Here is a 15,656-nt window from a genome sequence, read left to right as displayed (position 1 = left end):
TGGCGATGTGAGTAAAAATTTAGAAAGTTTTGAACGCATTATAAAATGTATGAAAGAAAGCAATATAGGCTATGGTTCGATTAATTTTCCACTAGATAGGGATCCAGTGTGTGGTTATAGTGGTGTGATAGATGAGTTTTGTCCAAAGTGTCATAGAAAAGAAGATGATATTAAATTCGAACGTATAAGAAGAATCACGGGTTATTTAGTAGGAACGCTTGATCGTTTTAATGATGCTAAAAAAGCTGAAGTTCATGCAAGAATTAAACACGATTTTTCTTAGATTAGCTGGTGTTATAAAAGAATCCATAGTCGATGGCTATGGTTTGCGTTATGTGATTTTTACTCAAGGCTGCCCTCATCATTGCAAAGCTTGTCATAATCCACAAACACATGATTTTAACAAAGGATATTTACAGGATTTAGCAAGTTTATATAATGATATTTGTAAAAATCCTTTACTCCAAGGTGTTACTTTTAGTGGTGGGGAGCCTTTTATGCAAGCAAAAAATTTAAGCATTTTGGCAAAGTACATTAAGGCTTTAGGGCTTGATCTTGCCATATATACAGGTTTTACTTATGAAGAGCTATTACAAGATCAAGCTATGAAAGAATTGCTTATCTTGGCTGATGTTTTGATAGATGGGAAGTTTATTTTAGAGCAAAAAGACTTATCTTTAAAATTTAAAGGTAGTAAAAATCAACGCATTATCGATGTGGCAAAAAGCCTAGAGCAAGGCAAAGTAATACTTTTTGAAAAATAAAGACTCATTTAGTCTTTTTTAATTTAACTATGTTAGAATATCCATAAATTTAAAAAAAGGAGAACAATATGTTTGAATTAAGAAAACTACCTTATGAAGCAGACGCTTTTGGAGACTTTTTGAGTGCAGAAACTTTTGCATTTCATCATGGTAAACACCATCAAACTTATGTAAATAACCTAAACAATCTTATCAAAGATACTGAATTTGCAGGAAAAGATTTAGTTTATATCATACAAAATTCAAATGGTGGAGTTTTTAACAACGCTGCTCAAGTGTATAATCATGACTTTTATTTTGATTGCATTAAGCCAAAAACATGCTGTGGTTGTGGCTGTTCTTTAAGTGATGAGTTTAAAGTAGCGGTTGAAAAAGATTTTGGCTCTATGGAAAATTTAAAAGAAGAATTTATCAAAGGTGCTACGGGAGTATTTGGTTCTGGTTGGTTTTGGCTAGTTTATAACACTCAAAATCAAAAATTAGAATTAGTAGCTACAAGCAATGCTGCTACACCTATCACTGAAGGTAAAGTTCCACTTTTAGTAGTTGATGTGTGGGAGCATGCTTACTATGTAGATCACCGTAATGCACGTCCTGCATATTTAGAAAAATTCTATGCACATATTAACTGGGAATTTGTAGCAAAAGCTTATGAATGGGCTATTAAAGAAGGTATGAACTCAGTAAGCTTTTATGCAAACGAACTTCACCCGCTAAACTAAAATAAAATCTCTTAGAGTTTCTAAGAGATTTTACTCCAACACCACTCCTTCATTTAGCACAACTTCGCCTATTACATAAGCATCTGAACTTTCTAAAACTTTTCCTACATTAGATGGATCTACCACCATAACTAAACCCACGCCCATATTAAAGCTTCTATACATTTCAGCTTCTTCTACGCTTTGGCCTATTTGGTAAAAAATTTCAGGAGTTTTTAGATGATGTTTTCTAATGATAGCACCTATTCCTCTTGGGAAAACTCTAGGTAAATTCTCTACCAAACCACCGCCAGTGATATGAGCTAGTGCATTGATAAAAGGTTTTAATTTTAAAAAGTCTTTTACATAAATTCTTGTAGGTTCAAGTAAAATATCGATTAAATTTTTACCATCTATTTTATCATCAAATTTAAGCTTTTGTGCTTCAAATAATACTTTTCTAGCTAAAGAATACCCATTAGAATGAAGCCCGCTACTAGGTAGGGCTAGTAAAATGTCTCCATTTTTGACAAAATTTCTTCTATCTATCTCATCTTTTTCAGCCATACCCACTGAAAAACCTGCTAAATCAAAATCATTGCTATGATACATGCCAGGCATTTCAGCGGTTTCTCCACCTATTAAGGCACAATTTGCTTTTTTACAACCATTAGCAATCCCTGCTACAACTTTTTTAGCTACTTTTACATCTAACTTTGCGGTTGCATAATAGTCTAGAAAAAACAAAGGCGTAGCAAAATTACAAATTAAATCATTCACACACATTGCTACTAAGTCCTCGCCTATGGTGTCAAATTTTTGACTATCAATAGCAAGGCGCAACTTTGTACCCACTCCATCAGTTGCTGCTAGCATAACAGGATTTTTAAAACCACTTGGCATAGCAAAAGCACCCGAAAAAGAGCCTATGCCACCTAAAACATTTTCATTAAAAGTTTCTTTTACTAAAGGCTTGATTGCTTCTACAAAAGCATTGCCATTGTCTATACTTACGCCCGCATCTTCATAGCTTATATTCATTTATCTTCCTTTAAGAATTTAAAAGGTATTTTAACTAAAAATGTTTTAAGGCTAAATTATGCAAAATGCTTATTTTGTAACTTCAAGTATAGCAGGTGGAAAGTCAAGCTTTATAAAAATAGTTCAAAATTTGGGTTTTGATACTTTAAGCGCAGATGTGATAGCTCATGAGCTTTTAAATGAAAATGCAAATTTTATATCTAAGCTTTTTAACAATGATGATTTAATCATAGCAGGAAAAATAGATAGAAAAAAACTTGGTGCTATTGTATTTAATGATTTAAATGCCAAAAAAAAGCTAGAAGATTTTTTACATCCTAAAATCAAAGAAGCTATTTTACAAAAAGCTCAAATTTTAGATAAAAAAAACAAGGCTTTTTTTATAGAACTGCCTTTATTTTTTGAAAATAATCACTATCAGAATTTGGGAAAAAGTATATTGATTTATACTCCAAAAGAACTTTTACTTCAAAGATTAATGCAAAGAGATAATTTAGATGAAAATGAAGCCTTAAAAAGAATTAGTTTGCAACTTGATATAGAAGAAAAGCTAAAAAAAGCAGATTTTGTGATAAAAAATACTTCAGGTTATGAAAATTTTGAGAAAAATGTGCTAAATTTTTTAAAACACACTTTAAAGGTTGAAAAATGAAATTTTACAAGTACTGTGCTAGCGGGAATGATTTTGTGGTGTTTGCAGATAGCGAGAAGAAAGATCGCAGCGAATTAGCTAGAATTCTTTGCAATCGTTATGAGGGCATAGGTGCTGATGGACTTATAGTGGTAGTGCCTCATGATAGATATGATTTTGAATGGGAATTTTATAATTGTGATGGGAGTAAAGCAAGTATGTGTGGTAATGGCTCGCGTGCAGCAGCACATTTTGCTCATCATTATTTAAAAAAATCTCAATATTTAAATTTCTTAACCGGTGCAGGACTTATAAAATCTTTTGTTGATGATGATATGGTTGAAATCAAGCTTAGTGGGGTAAAGGATATCAAAGAAGCCTTTGAATATAAGGGTAGAATTTGGCAAGGCTGTAATACCGGAGTTCCACATGTGGTTACCTTTGTTGATGATTTAAATGAATTTGATATAAATTTATGCAAAGAAGTGCGTAAAAAATATAACGCAAATGTTAATTTTGCTAAAGTGGAAGATGAAGAGTTTATAAGAGTTAGAACTTATGAGCGTGGGGTGGAAGATGAGACTTTAGCTTGTGGTACGGGCATGGGGGCTTGTTTTTACTTGGCGTATTTAAATCAAAAAGTAAAAGATGATATTTTGGTAAAGCCAAAAAGTAATGAAAGCTTGCATTTTAGATTAGAAGAGGATCAAATATTTTTTAGAGGAAAGGTGAAGTGCTGTTTTGAAGCTGATTATAATTTTGCTTAGTAGTGTTTTATTTTTAAAAGCTGAATTTATAGCAGGTTTTGATGAGCAATACTATACTTTAAGTATAAAAGAAAAGCGTGAAGTTTTTATCAAAAAAATCAATGCTTTATTAGATGTTTCTTTTAAAGAGATAGAAAAAGAAAAAGAATTTATAGAATTTTTCTTTAAAGAAGCTATAAAGAATAATTTTAGAAAGCTAAATACTAATGCTGTGCAAAAACTATGGTCTTTAAAAGAAAAATACCGTGTTAAAAATTTATACGATCATAAAGAATACCAAATGCGTATCCAAAAGGTGCCAAAGTCTTTAGCCATAGCTCAAGCAATTATTGAAAGTGCAACTGGCACAAGTCGTTTTGCTAAAGAGGCAAATAATTTATTTGGAGAATGGACTTGGGGTGAAAAAGGTTTAATTCCAAAAGAAAGAGGCGAGGGTAAAACACATAAAATTCGTATATTTGATAGCTTACAAGAAAGTGTGGATTCATACTTGCTTAATTTAAATCGTCATGATGCTTATAAAGAATTTAGGGCTTGGCGGTGGGATACTATAAGTGAAAATAAAAAACTTGATGGTAAAGAAGCAGCAAGTCATTTAGAAAAATATTCAGAGATCAAAAGTAATTATACTAAGCTTATTATTTCTATTATAGAGCAACATAGGCTTGATGAGTTAGATTAATTACCCAAAGCCCACTCATCAAAAGGTAAAATCATCACGCGTACCCCTTCAATGAAAAACTCATCTCTTTGTGAAAGCGTGATGATATAAATAGTTGAAAGTGCGAGTTGGTTTTTACTAAGTATTTTTTTGACTTTTAAACTAAGCAAATCTTTATCTTTAAAGGGCGAGCATAAAAATGCATTTTTAAGACTTGGTAAGTAAAAATCAAAATGCTTAGTATAAAAAATTTCTTGTTTAAATTTAAATAACTCGCTTAAAATCAAATTTTCAAACAAAGCACTAAAATCTTTTTGTATGCTTAGAGAATTTTTTAGTGAAAAGTCCCAAAAATATACTTTTTTTAAATTTTTTTCAAGATTTTTTACAAAATACAAAGTGTAGTTTGATTCTAGTTTTTCTATGCTTTTATATAAGGTATCTTTGGAAATTTTTATACTATTTTTTAGAGTTTTTAATAACTCATTAACGCTAAATTCATTCCCAAGCTCTAAGGCAATTTGTTTGAGTATGGTAAGCTCTAATGGGGTATAAAAGCTTTTTAGGTATGATGAGTTTGTGTTAAAATTGTGATTTAAAATCACATTACGTCCTGTGTGTAAAAAATAACTTACCATGGTTTTAGTGTCAGTATATTTTTTATTTAGGCTTAAAAATTCTTCAAAGTCTAAATAATCCAAATGAAGTTCTTCAAACTGATCTAAGCAAAAATTACTATCACAAACACTTATTATGATTTGCAAATTAAGGTGTTTTAAACTAGCAAAGTCAAAATCATGAGTAAAGTTGCAAAGTGCGAGGAATTTAATCTGTGGATTATAAGTTAAAAACGAATTTAAATTTATTAAAGCACTTGCTTGAAATTTTAAATCATCACAATCAATAAAAAGTATATTTTCACTTTTATACAAAGATAAAAAATTTAAAATTAAATTTTTCTTACCACTTGCAAAACCACCTTTTATAATGATGTTTTTATGGGTTTGAATTTGAATTTTTCTTTCATCAAATTTTTGAAATTTTGGGTAATTATCGTAAAAAAATTGTAGTGATTTCATAAATTTCTTTATACTAAATGGTGGAGCATAGCGGGTTCGAACCGCTGACCCCAACGCTGCCAGCGTTGTGCTCTCCCAACTGAGCTAATGCCCCTTTAGATTTTGAAATCATACTATATCTTTTCTTAGATTTTCTTAATGAATAAAAAATATTGTAAATTTTATAAAATTTAATTTTTATCCTTTTTAAAAGGAAAATAATTAAAAAAAATGTATAAATTTCTTGACATAGCAAAGGCTCTTTTTATATAATCTCAACATCATTTTATATGGTGGTTAGATTCTTATAGGTCTAACGAGTTCTTTACAAAGGAAAAAATATGGAAAGAATCAGGCTTAAGCTAAAAGCTTATGACCACAGAGTTCTAGATCGCACAGTTGCAGCAATTGTAGAAGCTGTTAAAAGAACAGGTGCTGACATCAGAGGTCCAGTGCCAATGCCTACAAAAATCAAAAGATACACAGTTTTGAAATCTCCACACATCAATAAGGATTCACGCGAACAATTTGAGATGAGAATTCATGCTCGTATGCTTGATATTGTAGCAGCTACTCCAGATACAGTAGATTCACTCACTAAGCTTGACTTGGCTCCAGAGGTCAATGTTGAAGTAAGAGCTATGGGTAAATAAGGATAGAATATGGAATACATTGTAGAAAAAATTGGTATGAGTAGAACAATCAGCACACCAAGCATTCCTGTAACCTTACTTAAACTTGTTCAAACTAAAGTATGTGAAGTAGAAAATGGAAAAGCTTTGGTTGCTTATGTAAAAGGCAAAGCAAATAATAAATGCATTGCAGGTCAGCAAAAAAAATACAATCTTTCAGCTGAATATAATAGATTTGCTTCTTTAGAAGTAGCAAACACAGAAGCAGGCGATATTGACCTTAATCCTTTAAAAGAAGCTTCTATTTTAAAAGTAAGCTTTAATTCTAAAGGTAGAGGTTATAGTGGGGTTGTTAAAAGACATGGATTTGCCGGAGGTCCTGCAAGTCACGGTTCAAGATTCCACAGACGTCACGGTTCAATCGGTAACCGCGAATGGCCAGGTCGTGTTCAACCAGGTATGAAAATGGCAGGTCATTATGGTAATGTAAAAGTTACTGTTAAAAATGAAGTAGTTTCATTTGATGAAGAAAATGGCATCTTAGTAGTAAAAGGTGCGGTACCAGGATTTAATGGTGCTATGGGTAAAATAAGGATTGCAAAATGAGTAAAGTAACTGTTTTAAATGATAAATTTGAAAAAGCTAGTGAACTCGATCTTCCAGCAAAATATGCAGAAGTTAATCCTCACAACCTTTATTTATATGTAAAATCTTATCTTGCTAGCCTTAGAGCAAACACAGCTCATACTAAAGGTAGAAGCGATGTAAGCGGTGGTGGTAAAAAACCATGGAGACAAAAAGGTCGTGGTGGTGCAAGAGCAGGTTCAACAAGAACGAATGTTTGGGTTGGTGGTGCTGTGGCATTTGGTCCTACAAACAATCGTAACTATTTCCAAAAAGTTAATAAAAAACAAAAACGCTTAGCGCTTGAAAGAGCATTGGCTGATAAAGCACAAAACAATGCATTATTCTCAGTAGATAGTTTAAGCATTGAAAGCGGTAAAACAAAAGATGCAAATGCAGTTATTAAAAAGCTTGGTTTAAAAGATGCTTTAATTGTAAAAGATTTACTAGATGAAAAAACACTTCTTGCTTTTAGAAACTTAGCAAATTGCTATGTAGTTGATATTAGCGAAGTAAATGCTTATTTAGTATCTGTATTTAATGCTGTTATCATTGAAAAAGCAGCGCTTGAATCTATCGTAAAAGAGGGTTAAAATGGCAGATATTACTGATATAAAAACAATACTTTACACTGAAAAAAGCTTAAATCTTCAAGAGCAAGGTGTTGTAGTTATTCAAACTTCTCCAAAAATGACTAAAAATGGTCTAAAAGAAGTTTTAAGAGAATATTTTGGTGTAACTCCAGTAAGAATTAATTCTTTAAAAATGGATGGAAAAGTAAAGCGTTTTAGAGGTCGTGAAGGTCAAAGAAATAGCTTTAAAAAATTCTATGTTAAGCTACCAGAGGGTGTGAGCTTAGAAAGTTCGGAGGCATAAGATGGCAATTAAAACTTATAAACCATATACTCCAAGTAGAAGATACATCACAGGTGTAAGCTCTGATGATATTACAGCAAAAGCTAGTGTGCGTTCATTACTTGTAAAACTTCCAGCTCATGCAGGTCGTAACAATAATGGTAGAATCACAAGCCGTCATAAAGAAGCAGGTGCTAAAAAACTTTACAGAATTATAGATTTTAAAAGAAGAAAATTTGGTATTGAAGGTAAAGTTGAAGCAATCGAGTACGATCCATACAGAAATTGTCGTATTGCATTAATCTCTTATAGAGATGGTGAAAAAAGATACATCTTACAACCAAAAGGTTTGAGCGTTGGTGATGTTGTTTGTGCTGCTGAAAGCGGACTTGACATTAAACCAGGTAATGCAATGAAATTAAGAAACATCCCAGTGGGTACTATCGTACACAATATTGAGTTAAAGCCAGGTAAAGGCGGTCAAATGATCCGTTCAGCAGGTGCTTATGCTCAATTAATGGGTAAAGAAGAAAAATACGTTATCTTAAGACTTGCAAGTGGTGAAATGAGACAAGTTTTAGCTGAATGTATGGCAAGTATCGGTGAAGTTGGTAATGAAGAATGGTCAAATGTGACTATCGGTAAAGCTGGTAGAAATCGCCATAGAGGTATTCGTCCTCAAACAAGAGGTTCTGCGATGAACCCAGTTGATCACCCGCACGGTGGGGGTGAAGGTAAGAAAAATTCAGGCCGTCATCCAGTTACTCCATGGGGTAAACCAACTAAAGGTGCTAAAACTCGCCGTAAAAAAGCTAGCGATAAGCTAATAATTTCAAGAAGAAAAGGAAAGTAAGATGGCTAGGTCACTAAAAAAAGGTCCTTTTGTTGATGACCATGTAATGAAAAAAGTCATCGCTGCTAAAAAAGCTAACGATGGTAAGCCAATTAAAACTTGGTCAAGACGCAGCACTATTATACCTGATATGATAGGTTTAACTTTTAATGTTCATAATGGAAAAAGCTTTATCCCAGTATATGTTACTGAAAATCATATCGGTTACAAATTAGGTGAATTTGCACCTACTAGAACATTCAAGGGTCACAAAGGCTCTGTTCAGAAAAAAATAGGTAAGTAAGGGAGATTTATGAGTAGAGCGTTAATTAAATTCATAAGATTATCTCCAACTAAAGCGAGATTGATTGCTAGAGAAGTTCAAGGTATGAATGCAGAGCTTGCATTAGCTAGTTTGAAATTTATGCCAAATAAAGGTGCTAAATTTATAGCAAATGCTATTTCAAGTGCTGTAGCAAATGGCGGATTTGAAGCAAATGAAGTTGTTGTTTCAAGTTGTCGTGTTGATGCTGGTGCGGTTTTAAAAAGATTTAGACCAAGAGCTAGAGGAAGTGCTAGTCGTATTAGAAAGCCAACTTCACACATTTTGGTAGAAGTTAGTAAAGTAGAAGCAAGTGCTGAAAAAACTACAAAAGCTAAAAAAGCATCAGTGAAAAAGGAAAGCTAATATGGGACAAAAAGTAAATCCGATTGGTTTAAGACTAGGAATTAATAGAAATTGGGAATCAAGATGGTTTCCTACAAAAGCTAATTTAGCAGAAAATATTGGTGAAGATTATAAAATCAGAACTTTCTTAAAAAGAAAACTTTATTATGCAGGAATTAGCCAAATTCTTGTAGAAAGAACAGCGAAAAAATTAAGAGTAACTGTTGTAGCTGCAAGACCAGGGATTATTATTGGTAAAAAAGGTAGTGATGTTGATATTTTAAGAAAAGAACTTCAAGATTTAATCAAAAAAGAAGTTAATATCAATATCAAAGAAGAAAGAAAAGCAGGTGCTTCAGCTCAGCTTGCAGCTGAAAGTGTTGCTACTCAACTTGAAAAAAGAATTGCTTTTAGAAGAGCAATGAAAAAAGTAATTCAAGGAGCGCAAAAAGCAGGTGCTAAAGGGATTAAAGTTTCAGTTTCAGGCCGTTTAGGTGGTGCTGAAATGGCAAGAACTGAATGGTACTTAGAAGGTCGTGTTCCACTTCATACTTTAAGAGCAAAAATCGATTATGGTTTTGCAGAAGCACATACTACTTATGGAAACATAGGTATTAAAGTATGGATCTTCAAAGGTGAAGTTTTACAAAAGGGTGTTCAACCTGAAAAAACCGAAGAAAACGCTCCAGCTAAAAAAACTAGAAGAGCAAGAAGAGGTAAATAATCATGTTAATGCCAAAAAGAACAAAATATCGTAAAATGATGAAAGGGCGTAACAGAGGTTATGCCAACAGAGGGACTGAATTTACTTTTGGTGATTTTGCCCTAAAAGCAACTGAAGCTGGCCGTATCAACTCACGTCAAATCGAAGCAGCTCGTATTGCTTTAACTCGTTTTGTAAAAAGACAAGGTAAAACTTGGATTAGAGTTTTTCCAGATAAACCTTTAACTAAAAAACCTTTAGAAACTCGTATGGGTAAAGGTAAAGGTGCAGTTGAAGAATGGGTAATGAACATTAAACCAGGTCGTATCATTTATGAAATGGCAGGGGTTAATGAAGAAATGGCAAGACAAGCTTTAACTTTAGCGATGCATAAATTGCCATTTAAAACTAAGTTTGTTACAAGAGAGAGCCAAAATGAAATATACTGAGATTAAAGATAAAACAGCAGGTGAGCTTGCAACAATGCTAAAAGAAAAAAAGGTGCTTTTATTTACTTTAAGACAAAAGCTAAAAACAATGCAGCTAACTAATCCTAAAGAGATTAGCGAAGTTAAAAAAGACATCGCTAGAATCAATACTGCAATTAGCGCTTTAAAATAAGGATAGAAAATGGCATTTAAAAGAGAAATTCAAGGCGTTGTTGTTCAAATTGCTGGAGATAAAACAGCAACAATTTTGGTTGAAAGAAAAGTGGTTCACCCAAAATACAGAAAAATCGTAAAACGCTTTAAAAAATATTTAATTCATGATGAAAGAAATGAGCTTAAAGTGGGAAATACTGTAGTTGCTATTGAATGTAGACCACTTTCTAAGAGAAAATCATTTCGCTTAAAAACTATAGTATCAGCAGGAGTTGAGTAATGATTCAAAGTTTTACTAGGCTTGCAGTTGCTGATAATAGCGGTGCAAAAGAATTAATGTGTATTAAGGTTTTAGGTGGTAGTAAAAGAAGATACGCTACTGTTGGTGATGTAATCGTTGCATCTGTAAAAAAAGCTCTACCAAATGGTAAAGTTAAAAAAGGTCAAGTAGTAAAAGCAGTTATCGTTAGAACTAAAAAAGAAATTCATAGAGATAATGGTTCTTTAATTCGTTTTGATGAAAATGCGGCAGTTATTCTTGATGCTAAAAGAGAGCCTATCGGAACGCGTATTTTTGGACCAGTAGGTCGTGAAGTAAGATATGGTGGCTTTATGAAAATTGTTTCACTAGCACCGGAGGTGTTGTAATGAAATTAAAAATTAAAAAGAATGATATGGTAAAAGTTATCGCAGGTGATGACAAAGGCAAAACAGGTAAAGTTTTAGCAGTATTTCCTAAAACAAATAAAGTAATTGTTGAGGGTTGTAAAATTGCTAAAAAAGCTGTTAAGCCAAGTGATAAAAATCCAAACGGCGGTTTTATCAATAAAGAAATGCCAATGGATATTTCAAATGTAGCAAAGGCAGGAGAATAAGATGATGAGATTGAAAGAAAAATATGATCAAAATATCAAACCTGCTTTAGTAAAAGAATTTGATATCAAAAATCCTATGCTTATTCCTTTTATTGAAAAAGTTGTAATCAGTGTAGGTGCTGGGGAATTAGCAAAAGATCAAAAAGTATTACAAAATGTTGCAGATACTATTTCATTGATCGCTGGACAAAAAGCAGTTATCACAAAAGCTAAAAAATCAGTTGCTGGTTTTAAAGTGAGAGAAGGCTTCCCAGTAGGTGTAATGGTAACATTAAGAAAAGACAATATGTATGCTTTCTTAGATAAGCTTATTACTATAGCTCTTCCTCGTGTTAAAGACTTTAGAGGTCTTCCAAGAGATGGTTTTGATGGAAGAGGAAACTATAACTTTGGTTTAGATGAGCAGTTAATGTTCCCAGAAGTTGAATATGATAAAATCTTAAGAACTCATGGTATGAACATTTCTATCGTTACAACAGCAAAATCAGATAAAGAGGCACAAAAATTATTAGAATTATTTGGTGTGCCATTTGCAAAAGGAAAGTAATATGGCTAAAAAATCAATGATTGCAAAAGCTGCCCGCAAACCTAAATTTAGCGTTAGAGGGTATACTAGATGCCAAATTTGTGGAAGACCACATTCAGTTTATAGAGATTTTGGAATTTGTAGAGTTTGCTTAAGAAAAATGGCAAATGAAGGTTTAATTCCTGGTCTTAAAAAAGCAAGTTGGTAAGAGGAAAGAACCATGATAAATGATTTAATTTCAGATTCACTAACAAGAATTAGAAATGCAGGGATGAGAAGATTAGAAACTACTCAACTTTTGCATTCTAAAGTTATCGAAGCTTTACTTGGAATTTTCCAAGCTAAAGGCTATATTGAAAGCTTTAATGTTATTGAAGAGGATAAAAAGAAATTCATCAATGTAGTTTTAAAATACGATGAAAAAGGTAAAAGTGTAATTAACGAAGTTAAGCGTATTTCTAAACCTGGTCGTCGTGTTTATAAAGGTAAAGATGAGATCAAAAGATTTAAAAACGGTTATGGTACTATTGTAGTAAGCACTTCAAAAGGTGTTTTAGCTAACGACGAAGCTTACAAAGCAGGCGTTGGCGGCGAAGTTTTATGTACTATTTGGTAAGAGTTTCTACTTTTTATGGTATTCGGTATCCATTCTTATAAAGTAGTCATATCGTAGACAAGTAAAAAGGAAAAATGAATGTCTCGTATAGGTAAACAACCAGTTGCTATTCCAAGTGGAGTAGAAGTAAAATTAGAAGGTAACTTGCTAAAATTCAAAAAAGGAAATTTAGCAAAAGAGCTTGATACAAAAGCAAATGTTAATGTTGAGATTAAAGAAGGACAAATTCTTTTCTCTCCTAAAGGTGAAGATAGACAAAGTAGAGCTTATTGGGGAACTTATAGAGCTTTAGCTCAAAACATCATCATCGGTTTAACTGATGGTTTTAGCAAAACTTTAGAAATCAACGGTGTTGGTTATAAAGCTGCGTTAAAAGGTAAAGTTCTTGAACTTGCTTTAGGTTTTTCTCATCCTATCAACTATGCTATTCCAGAAGGCATAGAAATTACTGTTGATAAAAACAATGTTATTATCAAAGGTAGTGATAAACAAGTGGTAGGTCAAGTTGCTGCTCAAATTCGTGAATTTAGACCACCTGAGCCTTACAAAGGAAAAGGTGTTAAATATTCAGATGAGCGTATTATCCGCAAAGCTGGTAAGACATCTAAGAAGTAAGGATAGAATATGAGAGCAAATGTATTAAAAAGAAAAATATCTTTAAGAATTAAAAGAAAAAAAAGAATTAGAGCAAAAATTTCAGGAACACAAGCTCTTCCAAGAGTTTCTGTTTTCAAATCAAACAGAACTTTATATATCCAAGCTATCGATGATGTTAAAGCAGTAACTTTAGCAGCAGTAGATGGAAGAAAAATTGGTGTTAAAGCAAATAAAGAAGGCGCTAAAAAAATAGCAGCTGAATTTGCAAAAGTTTTAAAAGCTAAAAACATAGAAGAAGCAGTGTTTGATAGAAATGGTTATTTATACCATGGTGTGATTGCAGCATTAGCTGAAGCACTAAGAGAAAACGGAATCAAACTATAACCCAAAAGGAAGATCGATGGAAAAATATAATAGAGAAGAATTTGAAGAAGTAATCGTCGATATCGGCAGGGTTACTAAGGTTGTTAAAGGTGGTAGAAGATTTAGATTTACTGCTTTAGTTATCGTTGGAAATAGAAAAGGTTTAGTTGGTGTAGGCTATGGAAAAGCTAAAGAAGTTCCAGATGCTATAAGAAAAGCAGTTGATGATGCTTTTAAAAACATTGTTGAAGTTAAAACAAAAGGTTCAACTATCCCTCATGATGTAGAAGTAAAATACAACGCAAGTAGAATTTTACTTAAACCAGCAAGCGAAGGTACAGGGGTTATTGCAGGTGGTTCAACACGTCCTATCGTGGAGCTTGCAGGTATTAAAGACATTTTAACTAAGTCTTTAGGTTCAAATAATTCAGCAAATGTTGTGCGTGCTACTATCAAAGCACTTACAATGCTTAAAGGATAATCAATGAATTTAACAAAAGCACCAGGTTCAACACATAAAACCAAAAGAATAGGCCGTGGTCAAGGTAGTGGTATGGGTAAAACTTCTACTAAAGGTGGAAAAGGCCAAACCGCTAGAAAAGGTTATAATGAAAAAAGAGGTTTTGAAGGGGGTCAACAACCACTTCAAAGACGCTTACCAAAAGTAGGCTTTACTTCTAAATTTGAAAAACCTTATGTGATTAATGTTGAAAAAATTACAGCAATCAAAGAGCTTAGTGAAATTACATTTGAAACAATCAATAGCATTCATAAACTTTCAAAAAATGTAAATAAAGTTAAGCTTATTGGGGCAAGCGCTAAAGATCTTGCTAGTAAAATTAAAGACGAGAAGATTACTTTTAGCGGACAAAAATAATGAATAAAACATTGACAAATAAAATTCTCATAACATTGGCTTTTTTATTCGCTTATAGAATATTAGCTTATGTTCCAGTTCCGGGGGTTAATGTCAGTGTTATCAAGGAATTTTTTGATTCTAATGCATCTAATGCATTAGGCTTGTTTAATATGTTTAGTGGGGGTGCTGCTGAAAGACTTAGCATCATCTCTCTAGGCATTATGCCTTATATTACTGCTTCGATTATTATGGAGCTTTTAGCGGCAACTTTTCCTAACATAGGAAAAATGAAAAAAGAACGCGATGGTATGCAAAAATATATGCAAATTATCCGTTATGCTACTATAGCTATCACTTTGATACAAAGTATAGGCGTTTCTATAGGCTTACAAAGTCTTCATGGAAAAGCAGGTCAATCAGCTATTATGATTGATATGAATACTTTTATCGCACTTTCTGCTATTTCTATGCTCGCAGGTACCATGCTTTTGATGTGGATAGGTGAACAAATCACTCAACGCGGTATAGGAAATGGTATTTCTTTAATCATCTTTGGTGGTATTGTTTCTACAATTCCAGGTGCAATTAGTGGAACAGTAAATTTGGTAAATACAGGTGAGATGAATTTCTTGACTATCATTGCCATTTTAGTTGTAATTTTACTTACTATTTGGGCTATTATAGTAGTAGAGCTTGGAGAAAGAAGAATTCCTATTTCTTACTCAAGAAAAGTAATCATGCAAAATCAAAACAAACGCATTATGAATTATATACCTATTAAGATCAACTTAAGCGGGGTAATTCCTCCTATTTTTGCAAGTGCGATTTTGATGTTTCCAAGTACTATTTTGCAAACAAGTACAAATGAATATGTGTTAAAAATTTATGACTTTTTAAATCCAAATGGATTTTTCTTTCATTTTTTAACATTCTTACTTGTTATTTTCTTTGCGTATTTTTATGCATCAATTGTATTTAATGCAAAAGATATAGCTGAAAATCTTAAAAGACAAGGTGGTTTCATACCAGGTATTAGACCAGGTGAAGGAACTGCAAATTATCTTAATGAAGTAGCGTCAAGACTTACCTTGTCAGGTTCTATTTATTTAGGGCTTGTAGCTACATTACCATGGCTTATTGTGAAGTTGTTTGGTGTACCTTTTTATTTTGGTGGAACTTCTGTTTTGATTGTAGTTCAAGTAGCACTTGATACAATGAGAAAAATCGAAGCTCAAATTTATATGAATAAATACCAAACCTTAAGTGCAGTAGGCTTATAAGA

At 32.7% G+C, this 15,656-nt stretch carries 29 protein-coding genes and 1 tRNA gene; 27 read left to right on the top strand and 3 right to left on the bottom strand.

Annotation, left to right across the window (positions count from 1 at the left end):
- The 3 genes from nrdD to sodB form a co-directional block, all read left to right on the top strand.
- The coding region (gene nrdD / locus CAMP18497_RS04665; RefSeq protein WP_337212753.1) for an anaerobic ribonucleoside-triphosphate reductase at positions 1-283 on the top strand (283 nt) is incomplete at its 5' end.
- Positions 255-764 carry an anaerobic ribonucleoside-triphosphate reductase activating protein gene (gene nrdG / locus CAMP18497_RS04660; protein ID WP_337212751.1) on the top strand — a complete coding sequence of 170 codons (510 nt, stop codon included), beginning with the start codon at positions 255-257 and terminating at the stop codon, positions 762-764. The genes nrdD and nrdG, both read left to right, overlap by 29 nt.
- Before the next feature lie 68 nt (positions 765-832).
- The gene (gene sodB / locus CAMP18497_RS04655; RefSeq protein ID WP_337212749.1) at positions 833-1,486 is read left to right on the top strand and encodes a superoxide dismutase [Fe]; all 654 of its coding nucleotides are present in this window, start codon (positions 833-835) and stop codon (positions 1,484-1,486) included.
- 30 nt (positions 1,487-1,516) lie between these two features.
- Here sodB and purM read toward each other — a convergent pair whose 3' ends face one another.
- Positions 1,517-2,506: a phosphoribosylformylglycinamidine cyclo-ligase gene (purM, locus tag CAMP18497_RS04650; protein ID WP_337212747.1), complete on the bottom strand. Its 990-nt coding sequence runs from the start codon at positions 2,504-2,506 to the stop codon at positions 1,517-1,519.
- Between the two features lie 58 nt (positions 2,507-2,564).
- Here purM and coaE point away from each other — a divergent pair, with 58 nt between their 5' ends.
- From coaE to CAMP18497_RS04635, 3 genes are read left to right on the top strand one after another with little or no spacing between them, the layout of a single operon-like run.
- Positions 2,565-3,158: a dephospho-CoA kinase gene (gene coaE / locus CAMP18497_RS04645; protein WP_337212745.1), complete on the top strand. Its 594-nt coding sequence runs from the start codon at positions 2,565-2,567 to the stop codon at positions 3,156-3,158.
- Positions 3,155-3,904 carry a diaminopimelate epimerase gene (gene dapF, locus CAMP18497_RS04640; RefSeq protein WP_337212743.1) on the top strand — a complete coding sequence of 250 codons (750 nt, stop codon included), beginning with the start codon at positions 3,155-3,157 and terminating at the stop codon, positions 3,902-3,904. Before coaE ends, dapF begins: the two co-directional genes overlap by 4 nt.
- A complete protein-coding gene (locus tag CAMP18497_RS04635; protein WP_337212741.1) occupies positions 3,879-4,586 on the top strand; it encodes a glucosaminidase domain-containing protein in 708 nt (235 codons plus the stop codon). The genes dapF and CAMP18497_RS04635 overlap by 26 nt, the downstream gene beginning before the upstream one ends.
- On the opposite strand, the gene CAMP18497_RS04630 is transcribed toward CAMP18497_RS04635, so the two are convergent.
- Together CAMP18497_RS04630 and CAMP18497_RS04625 are read right to left on the bottom strand one after the other, a co-directional pair.
- Positions 4,583-5,644, bottom strand: coding sequence for an ATP-binding protein (locus CAMP18497_RS04630; RefSeq protein ID WP_337212739.1), 1,062 nt, complete (start codon positions 5,642-5,644; stop codon positions 4,583-4,585). The genes CAMP18497_RS04635 and CAMP18497_RS04630 overlap by 4 nt on opposite strands.
- A gap of 18 nt (positions 5,645-5,662) precedes the next feature.
- Positions 5,663-5,738 (bottom strand) — tRNA-Ala (locus CAMP18497_RS04625).
- Between the two features lie 226 nt (positions 5,739-5,964).
- Here CAMP18497_RS04625 and rpsJ point away from each other — a divergent pair.
- The 21 genes from rpsJ (at position 5,965) to secY (ending at position 15,654) form a co-directional block, all read left to right on the top strand.
- Entirely contained in the window at positions 5,965-6,276 is a 312-nt protein-coding gene (rpsJ, locus tag CAMP18497_RS04620) for a 30S ribosomal protein S10 (RefSeq protein ID WP_012660810.1), read from the top strand.
- Between the two features lie 9 nt (positions 6,277-6,285).
- Entirely contained in the window at positions 6,286-6,861 is a 576-nt protein-coding gene (gene rplC / locus CAMP18497_RS04615) for a 50S ribosomal protein L3 (protein ID WP_012660811.1), read from the top strand.
- Positions 6,858-7,472 carry a 50S ribosomal protein L4 gene (gene rplD, locus CAMP18497_RS04610; protein WP_039617137.1) on the top strand — a complete coding sequence of 205 codons (615 nt, stop codon included), beginning with the start codon at positions 6,858-6,860 and terminating at the stop codon, positions 7,470-7,472. The genes rplC and rplD overlap by 4 nt, the downstream gene beginning before the upstream one ends.
- A 1-nt stretch (position 7,473) precedes the next feature.
- On the top strand, positions 7,474-7,755 hold the full coding sequence (locus CAMP18497_RS04605; RefSeq protein WP_039617139.1) for a 50S ribosomal protein L23: 282 nt from the start codon (positions 7,474-7,476) through the stop codon (positions 7,753-7,755).
- Position 7,756: 1 nt separating this feature from the next.
- On the top strand, positions 7,757-8,587 hold the full coding sequence (rplB, locus tag CAMP18497_RS04600; RefSeq protein ID WP_039617141.1) for a 50S ribosomal protein L2: 831 nt from the start codon (positions 7,757-7,759) through the stop codon (positions 8,585-8,587).
- A 1-nt stretch (position 8,588) separates the two neighbouring features.
- Positions 8,589-8,870, top strand: coding sequence for a 30S ribosomal protein S19 (gene rpsS, locus CAMP18497_RS04595; RefSeq protein ID WP_039617142.1), 282 nt, complete (start codon positions 8,589-8,591; stop codon positions 8,868-8,870).
- Positions 8,871-8,879: 9 nt separating this feature from the next.
- On the top strand, positions 8,880-9,254 hold the full coding sequence (rplV, locus tag CAMP18497_RS04590) for a 50S ribosomal protein L22 (protein ID WP_039617143.1): 375 nt from the start codon (positions 8,880-8,882) through the stop codon (positions 9,252-9,254).
- Between the two features lies 1 nt (position 9,255).
- Positions 9,256-9,957 carry a 30S ribosomal protein S3 gene (gene rpsC, locus CAMP18497_RS04585; RefSeq protein ID WP_039617145.1) on the top strand — a complete coding sequence of 234 codons (702 nt, stop codon included), beginning with the start codon at positions 9,256-9,258 and terminating at the stop codon, positions 9,955-9,957.
- A gap of 2 nt (positions 9,958-9,959) precedes the next feature.
- Positions 9,960-10,385: a 50S ribosomal protein L16 gene (gene rplP / locus CAMP18497_RS04580; protein WP_012660818.1), complete on the top strand. Its 426-nt coding sequence runs from the start codon at positions 9,960-9,962 to the stop codon at positions 10,383-10,385.
- A complete protein-coding gene (rpmC, locus tag CAMP18497_RS04575) occupies positions 10,372-10,557 on the top strand; it encodes a 50S ribosomal protein L29 (RefSeq protein ID WP_012660819.1) in 186 nt (61 codons plus the stop codon). The genes rplP and rpmC overlap by 14 nt, the downstream gene beginning before the upstream one ends.
- Before the next feature lie 9 nt (positions 10,558-10,566).
- The gene (rpsQ, locus tag CAMP18497_RS04570) at positions 10,567-10,818 is read left to right on the top strand and encodes a 30S ribosomal protein S17 (protein WP_039617148.1); all 252 of its coding nucleotides are present in this window, start codon (positions 10,567-10,569) and stop codon (positions 10,816-10,818) included.
- Positions 10,818-11,186 carry a 50S ribosomal protein L14 gene (gene rplN / locus CAMP18497_RS04565; protein ID WP_012660821.1) on the top strand — a complete coding sequence of 123 codons (369 nt, stop codon included), beginning with the start codon at positions 10,818-10,820 and terminating at the stop codon, positions 11,184-11,186. Before rpsQ ends, rplN begins: the two co-directional genes overlap by 1 nt.
- Positions 11,186-11,413, top strand: a complete 228-nt coding sequence (gene rplX / locus CAMP18497_RS04560) for a 50S ribosomal protein L24 (RefSeq protein ID WP_012660822.1) — start codon at positions 11,186-11,188, stop codon at positions 11,411-11,413. The genes rplN and rplX overlap by 1 nt, the downstream gene beginning before the upstream one ends.
- A gap of 1 nt (position 11,414) precedes the next feature.
- Positions 11,415-11,960 carry a 50S ribosomal protein L5 gene (gene rplE / locus CAMP18497_RS04555; RefSeq protein ID WP_039617150.1) on the top strand — a complete coding sequence of 182 codons (546 nt, stop codon included), beginning with the start codon at positions 11,415-11,417 and terminating at the stop codon, positions 11,958-11,960.
- Position 11,961: 1 nt separating this feature from the next.
- A complete protein-coding gene (locus CAMP18497_RS04550) occupies positions 11,962-12,147 on the top strand; it encodes a type Z 30S ribosomal protein S14 (protein ID WP_012660824.1) in 186 nt (61 codons plus the stop codon).
- A gap of 12 nt (positions 12,148-12,159) precedes the next feature.
- Positions 12,160-12,555 carry a 30S ribosomal protein S8 gene (rpsH, locus tag CAMP18497_RS04545; RefSeq protein WP_039617152.1) on the top strand — a complete coding sequence of 132 codons (396 nt, stop codon included), beginning with the start codon at positions 12,160-12,162 and terminating at the stop codon, positions 12,553-12,555.
- 78 nt (positions 12,556-12,633) lie between these two features.
- On the top strand, positions 12,634-13,170 hold the full coding sequence (gene rplF / locus CAMP18497_RS04540) for a 50S ribosomal protein L6 (RefSeq protein ID WP_039617154.1): 537 nt from the start codon (positions 12,634-12,636) through the stop codon (positions 13,168-13,170).
- Positions 13,171-13,179: 9 nt separating this feature from the next.
- A complete protein-coding gene (gene rplR, locus CAMP18497_RS04535) occupies positions 13,180-13,536 on the top strand; it encodes a 50S ribosomal protein L18 (RefSeq protein ID WP_039617157.1) in 357 nt (118 codons plus the stop codon).
- Positions 13,537-13,552: 16 nt separating this feature from the next.
- The gene (gene rpsE / locus CAMP18497_RS04530; protein WP_039617161.1) at positions 13,553-13,996 is read left to right on the top strand and encodes a 30S ribosomal protein S5; all 444 of its coding nucleotides are present in this window, start codon (positions 13,553-13,555) and stop codon (positions 13,994-13,996) included.
- Positions 13,997-13,999: 3 nt separating this feature from the next.
- Positions 14,000-14,392, top strand: coding sequence for a 50S ribosomal protein L15 (gene rplO, locus CAMP18497_RS04525; RefSeq protein ID WP_039617163.1), 393 nt, complete (start codon positions 14,000-14,002; stop codon positions 14,390-14,392).
- On the top strand, positions 14,392-15,654 hold the full coding sequence (secY, locus tag CAMP18497_RS04520; protein ID WP_039617165.1) for a preprotein translocase subunit SecY: 1,263 nt from the start codon (positions 14,392-14,394) through the stop codon (positions 15,652-15,654). Before rplO ends, secY begins: the two co-directional genes overlap by 1 nt.
- The last annotated feature ends 2 nt before the right edge of the window (positions 15,655-15,656 follow it).

The sequence above is a fragment of the Campylobacter sp. W0066.1 genome, from assembly GCF_024723635.1.
GTDB lineage: Bacteria > Campylobacterota > Campylobacteria > Campylobacterales > Campylobacteraceae > Campylobacter_D > Campylobacter_D lari_C.
The sequence above is the reverse complement of the archived record's forward strand: the minus strand, read 5'-3'. Positions and strand labels throughout refer to the sequence as shown.